Source organism: Actinomycetospora sp. (assembly GCF_055612215.1).
This window is the reverse complement of record NZ_JBVPVA010000744.1, coordinates 1-6,437: the sequence shown is the minus strand read 5'-3', so window position 1 is coordinate 6,437 and position 6,437 is coordinate 1. Positions and strand designations below refer to the sequence as shown.

Annotated in this window: 7 protein-coding genes; 3 read left to right on the top strand and 4 right to left on the bottom strand. The window is 76.4% G+C overall.

Annotated features, from left to right (window positions below; translation table 11 throughout):
• The 3 genes from AC0CYZ_RS20305 to AC0CYZ_RS20295 all read right to left on the bottom strand — a co-directional run.
• A partial coding sequence (locus AC0CYZ_RS20305; protein ID WP_472218608.1) for a class I SAM-dependent methyltransferase occupies nt 1–577 on the bottom strand: 577 nt, incomplete at its 3' end.
• Entirely contained in the window at nt 574–1,314 is a 741-nt protein-coding gene (locus AC0CYZ_RS20300) for a TIGR04282 family arsenosugar biosynthesis glycosyltransferase (RefSeq protein ID WP_472218612.1), read from the bottom strand. The genes AC0CYZ_RS20300 and AC0CYZ_RS20305, both read right to left, overlap by 4 nt.
• A gap of 26 nt (nt 1,315–1,340) precedes the next feature.
• Nucleotides 1,341–2,078 carry a glycosyltransferase family 2 protein gene (locus tag AC0CYZ_RS20295; protein WP_472218606.1) on the bottom strand — a complete coding sequence of 246 codons (738 nt, stop codon included), beginning with the start codon at nt 2,076–2,078 and terminating at the stop codon, nt 1,341–1,343.
• A 158-nt stretch (nt 2,079–2,236) separates the two neighbouring features.
• Here AC0CYZ_RS20295 and AC0CYZ_RS20290 point away from each other — a divergent pair, with 158 nt between their 5' ends.
• Complete coding sequence (locus AC0CYZ_RS20290; RefSeq protein ID WP_472218604.1) at nt 2,237–3,724, top strand: hypothetical protein; 1,488 nt, start codon at nt 2,237–2,239, stop codon at nt 3,722–3,724.
• 7 nt (nt 3,725–3,731) lie between these two features.
• On the opposite strand, the gene AC0CYZ_RS20285 is transcribed toward AC0CYZ_RS20290, so the two are convergent.
• Nucleotides 3,732–4,799 (bottom strand): NAD-dependent epimerase/dehydratase family protein, encoded by a 1,068-nt coding sequence (locus tag AC0CYZ_RS20285; protein WP_472218602.1) that lies wholly within the window; start codon nt 4,797–4,799, stop codon nt 3,732–3,734.
• Nucleotides 4,800–4,892: 93 nt separating this feature from the next.
• Here AC0CYZ_RS20285 and AC0CYZ_RS20280 point away from each other — a divergent pair, with 93 nt between their 5' ends.
• Nucleotides 4,893–5,411: a MogA/MoaB family molybdenum cofactor biosynthesis protein gene (locus tag AC0CYZ_RS20280; protein WP_472218610.1), complete on the top strand. Its 519-nt coding sequence runs from the start codon at nt 4,893–4,895 to the stop codon at nt 5,409–5,411.
• A gap of 3 nt (nt 5,412–5,414) precedes the next feature.
• Complete coding sequence (locus AC0CYZ_RS20275; RefSeq protein WP_472218600.1) at nt 5,415–5,639, top strand: hypothetical protein; 225 nt, start codon at nt 5,415–5,417, stop codon at nt 5,637–5,639.
• Nucleotides 5,640–6,437 lie beyond the last annotated feature (798 nt).

Genomic DNA, 6,437 nt, shown 5'->3' with positions numbered 1-6,437 from the left:
GCTCGAGCTCGAGCAGCACCGTGCCGTCACGGGCGAGCAGGTCACGGCAGCGGCGCAGCAGCGCGACCGGGTCGCCGCCGATCCCGATGTTGCCGTCGGCGAGGACGACGTGCTCCCAGCGGCCCTCGCCGGGCAGCCGCTCGAACGCGTCGCGGTGCAGCACGGCCGCGCCGCGCTGCAGGCACCGCTCGACGGCCTGCACGGAGACGTCGACGCCGAGCGCGGGCACGCCGCGGTCGGCGAGCGCCACGACGAGGCGCCCCGGCCCGCAGCCGAGGTCGAGCGTGGCGCCGCGGCAGCGTTCCAGCAGCCAGCCGTCGTCGCCGTCGGCGTCGTCCTGCCAGCGCTGCACGGCCAGCGGCAGCACCACGCCGTCGGCGCGCACCAGGCGGTGGCTGCGGCCGGCGAGCGCGGCGTCGAAGACGGTGGCCCCGCTGACGACGTCCGACCGCTCGTCGAGGCCCTCGCGTGCCGCGACGTCGTGCGCGAGCGCGTCGACGTCCGCCGGGCAGACCGGGCGTTCGCGGGCCGCGTCGACGACGGCGAACGGCTGGGTCATCGGCGAGAGGGACGTCACGGGCTGACACCTCCGGGGACGGGGAGGAGGAGGTCGCCGACCGCGCGGGCGAAGCGACCGTGGGGAACGAGCTCGGCCACGCGGACGGCGTCGTCGGCGGTGTCCACGTCCGACAGCGACGGGAGGTCGGCCACCGCGTCGTGGCCGAGCGCGTCCCGGAGCGCGTCGAGGGTGCGCCGACCGGTCTCGTCGGTGGAGGTCGGGACGTCGGTGACGACCGCGGCCCGCCGGGGGTCGCGCAGGGCGAGCGCCCACCAGCCCCCGTCGTGCGCGAGCCCGAGGGCCGCCGCCGCGCCGGACTCGACGGTGCGCAGGGCCTCGTCGAGCAGGCGGGCGTCGACCTGCGGGGTGTCCATGCCGACCTGCACGCTCACCGCGGCGGGGAAGGCCGCGGCCACGTCGTCGTGGGCGGCGGCGATGCGCTCGCCGAGGCTGTGTCCACGCTGCGCGACGACGGTGTGCGGCGCGAGCGCCGCGTCGATCTCGTCGGCGAGCTCGGCGTCCGCGAGGGAGCCCTCCAGCGCGACGACGACCCGTGCACGAGGGGTCGCGGCGGCCGCGTCGAGGGTGTCGAGCAGTGCCGCGGCGGCGACGCGGGCGGCGCCCTCCGGCGTCGCGGGCGGGCTGAGCCGGGTCTTCGCCCGGCCGGGCACCGGGGCCTTCGCGAGCACCAGGACGACGCGCGGGACCGCGCCCCCGTCGCCCGCGCCCCCGGGCCCTGCCTGGTCGACCTGCATGATCGGCGCGTTCGCACCGGGGGTCGTCATCGGTTCGGGGTTCCCGGGGCCCGGTCGGCAGGCGGTGCCGTGCGCGGCGTCCGGGCGAGCGCCTTCGTCATGTCGCGCACTGCGCGGAACGTGCCGCGCACCGAGCCGGACACCTTCGATCGTCCCCCTGCCCGTGGCCGGTAGGCCACGTCGACCTCACGGATGCGCCAGCCGGCGGCGCCGGCGCGGATGAGCAGCTCGAGCGGGTAGCCGAAGGCCCGGTCGGTGATCCCAAGGTCGAGCAGCGCCTGCCGGCGCGCCACCCGCACCGGAGCGATGTCGCGGACCCCCACGCCGCGCACCCGCATGAGCCCGGAGAGCACGAGGTTGCTCAGCCGAGCGTGCCAGGGCCACACCCCCCGGGCCGCGGGAACGCGCCGCCCGACGACCAGGTCCACCCCGGTGTCACACAGCAGGGTGACCATCGCCGGGAGCTCGGCCGGGTCGAGCGAGCCGTCGGCGTCGATCACCGCGACGACCTCCGTGCGCGTCGCCACCAGCCCCGCGTGGACCGCCGCGCCGTAGCCCTTGCGCGCCTCGTGCACGACGAGCGCCCCGCGGGCCGCGGCGAGCTCGGGTGTCCCGTCGGTGGAGCCGTTGTCGGCGACGACCGCGTCGAACCCGTCGGGCAGCGCGTCCAGGACCGAGGGCAGCGCCTCGACCTCGTTGAGGCACGGGAGCACGACGTCGACCGGTCGGCTCCGCGGCGCAGCGTGTCCCGCGTCCCCGCTCATCGCGGTCACGCTATGCGGTCGGCCCCGGGGGCGCGCGCGGGGGGCCGGACATCACGTCGCGCTCACGGGCGCGTCCGGGCCCCCGTCCGGCGGACACGCCACGTCCGCGTAAGCCCGCCTCACCAGGCCACCACGTCCGGTTCGTACTCTCCGTGGCCGTGACGACCGTGCTCGGGGGCGTGCGCTCCCACGACGACGACGGTCGCGCCGTCACGCCCGGTGGTCCCGACGACCGCCGCCGGGCGCCCCGGCTGCGCGGGGACCTCGTGGCCGTGCTGCTCAGCGCGGCCCTCGTCACCGCCGCGGCGCTGCGCGGCTGGGAGGGGATCGACGAGGGCGTCAAGATCCTCGTCGGGTGGCCGCCGCTGCTCGCGGCGTGGCTGCCGCACTTCGAGCCCGGCGGGGTCGCCGCGGTCGTCGTCGCCCTGCTCGTCGCGCTCTCCGGGCCCGCCGTCGCCGCCCGCCTGCGCTGGGGTCCGCTGCTGGGGCTGGCCTACGTCGCGTCGGTGGCGTGGACGGTCGGGTTGGCGCTGATCGACGGCTTCCGGCCGGGCATCGTGGACCGGCTCACGACCCCCACCGAGTACCTCGTCGAGGTCGGGCGCTTCCCCGGGCTGCGGCCCTTCCTCGCGACGTTCGCCGACCGCATCGTCGGGATGACGCCCGACACGCTCGTCACGCACGCGTCGGGGCACCCGCCGCTCGCGACGCTGTTCTACGTCGGAGTGGCCGACCTGTTCGGCCCCGGCGGGGAGCCGGCGGGTCTGGCGACGCTGCTGATCGGCGCGTCGGCGCCGGTCGCGGTGGCGATCACCGTCGGGGCGCTCGGCGGGTTGCGCTTCGGGACGAGCGGAGCGACGGGGGAGGGGCGCGGCGGTCGGGTGACCCACCCGCTCCCGGCCGAGACGGTCACGGCCGGGCGGGACCTCGCACGGCGCTACCTCCCGTTCGGGGTGCTCTTCCCGGGCGCGGTGTGGGTCGGGGTGTCGGCGGACGGCATGTTCGCCGCGGTGTTCGCGTGGGGCGTGGCGTTCCTCGCGCTCGGGGCGGTGCGGCGCGGGATGCTCGGCCCGCTCCTCTGCCTGGTCGGCGGCGTCGTCCTCGGCGCGGCGCTCTTCCTGTCCTACGGCCTGGTCGCGGGCGGACTGGTGCCGATCGTCGTCGCGGTCCTGGTCCGCCGTTGGACCCCGCTGGTCGCCGGGGCGGTGGGCGCGCTCGCGGTCGTCGGGCTGTTCACGCTCGGCGGGTTCTGGTGGCTCGACGGGTACGAGCAGGTCGAGCTGCGCTACTACCAGGTCGGCGAGTACGGCCTGCTGCGCCCGTACGAGTACTGGGTGTGGGCGAACCTCGCGGCCTTCGTGCTGACACTCGGGCCGGCCGTCGTCGCCGGGCTGCGGCGGCTCGTGTGGTGGCCGCGCCGGGCCCCGCTCGCCGTCGTGCTGCTCGTCGGGGCCGTGCTGCTCGCCGTGGCCGCCGCCGACCTCTCCGGCCTGTCGAAGGCCGAGGTGGAACGGATCTGGCTGCCGTTCGGCACGTGGGCGGTGCTGGCGTGCACGCTGCTGCCGCCGCGTTCGGCGCGGTGGTGGCTCCTCGCGCAGGCCGTGCTCGCGATCACCGTGAACAGCCTGCTGTCGACCGTGTGGTGAGCGCCGGTCAGCGGACGGCCGCGCGCAGCGGGTCCGTCGCGAACCGCGTGATGCCCTCGGCGAACGACACCCGCGCGCGGTAGCCGAGCAGCTCGACGGCGCGGGCCGGGTCGGCGGTGACGTGGCGGACGTCGCCGGGACGTGCGCCCCCGACGATCTGCGGCGCCGGCCCGTCCATCGCGCCCGCGAGCTGGGTGGCGAGATCGGAGATCGTGCGGACCTCGCCGGAGCAGACGTTGAGCGGCGTGCACGTGCCGGCCGCCGTCGTGTCCTCCGGCGCCTCCAGCGCCGCGACGTTGATGCCCGCGACGTCGCTGACGTGCACGAAGTCCCGCCGCTGCCGGCCGTCCTCCATCACCCGCGGCGCCTCGCCCCGCTCGAGCGCCGAGCGGAAGATCGACGCCACCCCCGCGTACGGCGTGTTCTGCGGCATCCGGGGGCCGTAGACGTTGTGGTAGCGCAGCGCGAACACCCGCCCGCCGGTCGCGCGCGCCCACGCGACGGCGAGGTGCTCCTGGGCGAGCTTCGTCGCCGCGTAGGTCGAGCGGGGCTCCAGCGCCGCGTCCTCGGGCACCAGCTCGCCCCGCAGGTCGCGGCCGCAGACCGGGCACGGGAGGTCGTAGCGGCCCGCGTCGACGTCGGCCTGGGTGCGCGCCGGCGGCGGCTGCACCCCGTGCTCGGGGCACGAGTAGCGGCCCTCGCCGTAGACCACCATCGAGCTGGCCATGACGAGCTTCGTGTGGTGCGCGCGGTACATCGCGGCCAGCAGGACGGCCGTCGCGACGTCGTTGTTCTCCGCGTAGGCGGGGGCGTCGTTGGGGTCGACGCCGTGCCCGACCATCGCCGCCTGGTGGCAGACGGCGTCGACCTGCGGCAGGAGACGGTCGAGCAGGGTCGCGTCCCGGACGTCGCCCCGGACCATCTCGTAGCGGTCGGTCCACTCCGGCGCCTTGCCCTCGGCATGGGCCTGTGGGAGGAGGGCGTCGAGCAGGATCGGGGTGTGCCCGCGGTCGGCGAGCTGGTCGGCGATGGCGGAGCCGATGAACCCGGCGCCGCCGGTCAGGAGCACGTGCACGGCGTCACGGTAGCCGCGGGCCGTCCGGCGACGCGGTCCGCGGTCGGCTCGCTAGGGTCTGCAGGCATGGAACTCCCGCGGACGACGGCGGCGATGCAGGACGACACCTTCGGCGGCGGCGAGGGAGACCTGCTCGGGCGCGCGCTCGTCGTGATCGTCGACGACCGCGTCTCCACCGGCGAGGTGGCCGACGTGACCGGTCCCCTGGTCACCGAGCTGCTCGCCGAGGCCGGCCTCGTCGTCGACGGCACGATCGTCGTCCCCGGCGAGTCCGTGGCGATCCGCAACGCCCTGAACACCGCGGTCATCGGCGGGGTCGACCTCGTCGTCACGGTCGGCGGCACCGGGGTCTCCCCGCGCGCGGTCACCGCGGACGCGACCGCGGGCGTGCTCGACCGCCCCATCCCCGGCATCGCCGAGGCGATCCGCGCGTCGGGCCTGGCCGCCGGTGCGGTCGACGCCGGGCTCTCCCGCGGCCTGGTCGGGGTCTCGGGCTCGACGCTCGTGGTCAACCTCGCCGCGTCCCGGGCCGCGGTCCGCGACGGCATGGCGACCCTCACGCCCCTGATCTCCCACGTGATCGCGGAGCTCTCCGGGCTCGAGGAGAACTGAGGCATGGTCGGGGACCCGGAGGTCCCTGACGAGCCGGCGCCCGACGAGGCCACGCGGGCGGCCGCTGAGCGAGCGGCGGCGGCGCGCCGCCGGGCGCGCGAGGCGCTGTTCGGCGAGGCGTCGGGCGCGAGTGCCGACGAACGCGACGACGCCGATCGGGCGCGGGGTGACGACGGCGGGCGCGACCGGCGCTGGTACGACGATCAGCGGCCTCCGCACCACGGTTGAGCAGACCTGCGCGTGGCGCACACATTGTGCGCAGGGCGGCGCTTGGTGGTGGATGAACCTGCGCGCGGCGAACACATTCTGCGCGCGGCGGCGCTTGGTGGTGGGTGGATCTGCGCGTGGCGCACACATTGCGCTCGGGGCGGCGCGTGGTCGTGGGTGAACCTGCGCGTGGCGCACACACTCTGCGCGCGGCCTGGTGGTGGGTGAACCTGCGCGTGGCGCACACTCCTCGTCGACGTGGCGGTCGTCCGGCCGAGCCCGGCTTCGGTGGTGCCGAGGTCAGGGAATGTGTCTGCGACGCGTCGATTTCTCCAGGGTCGAACCGCCTCGGCCGGAGTGTGTTCGTGACGCGGAGGTCGCGCCAGCCCCGGCTCGGCCCCCGCCGGCACGGCCCACCCTTCGCTGGACTCAACCTCGTCGAGGGGCACACGGCGCAGGATCTCGGCGCGTCCGACCTGCCCCACGTGCTGATGATCTCGGGCGGCGGGAGAGCGCCGCCGGGCCTGGCCGACGACGGGCACACGGCGCAGGTTTCGGCGCGTCCGACCTGCCTCACGTGCTGATGATCACGCGAGGGCGAGGGCGAGGGCGAGGGCGAGGGCGAGAGCGAGGGCGAGGGCGAGGGCGAGGGCGGCTCAGCGCAGCGTGAGGGTGACCTCCTGCCCCACGGTCGCCGCCGCCACGCGCGCCGCCTCCGGGCCCGGCAGGGCCACGAGGACGAGCGGGGCCGACGCGGTGCGCTCCTCGCCGGGCAGCACCGTCAGGACCCGTGCACCCCGGGCGAGCACGACACCGCCG

Excerpts from the sequence above, each read along its gene's own strand:
- AC0CYZ_RS20280 (WP_472218610.1), top strand. The coding sequence starts at position 4,893 with ATGCAGGACGACACCTTCGGCGGCGGCGAGGGAGACCTGCTCGGGCGC.
- AC0CYZ_RS20295 (WP_472218606.1), bottom strand. The coding sequence starts at position 2,078 with ATGAGCGGGGACGCGGGACACGCTGCGCCGCGGAGCCGACCGGTCGAC.
- AC0CYZ_RS20275 (WP_472218600.1), top strand. The coding sequence starts at position 5,415 with ATGGTCGGGGACCCGGAGGTCCCTGACGAGCCGGCGCCCGACGAGGCC.
- AC0CYZ_RS20300 (WP_472218612.1), bottom strand. The coding sequence starts at position 1,314 with ATGCAGGTCGACCAGGCAGGGCCCGGGGGCGCGGGCGACGGGGGCGCG.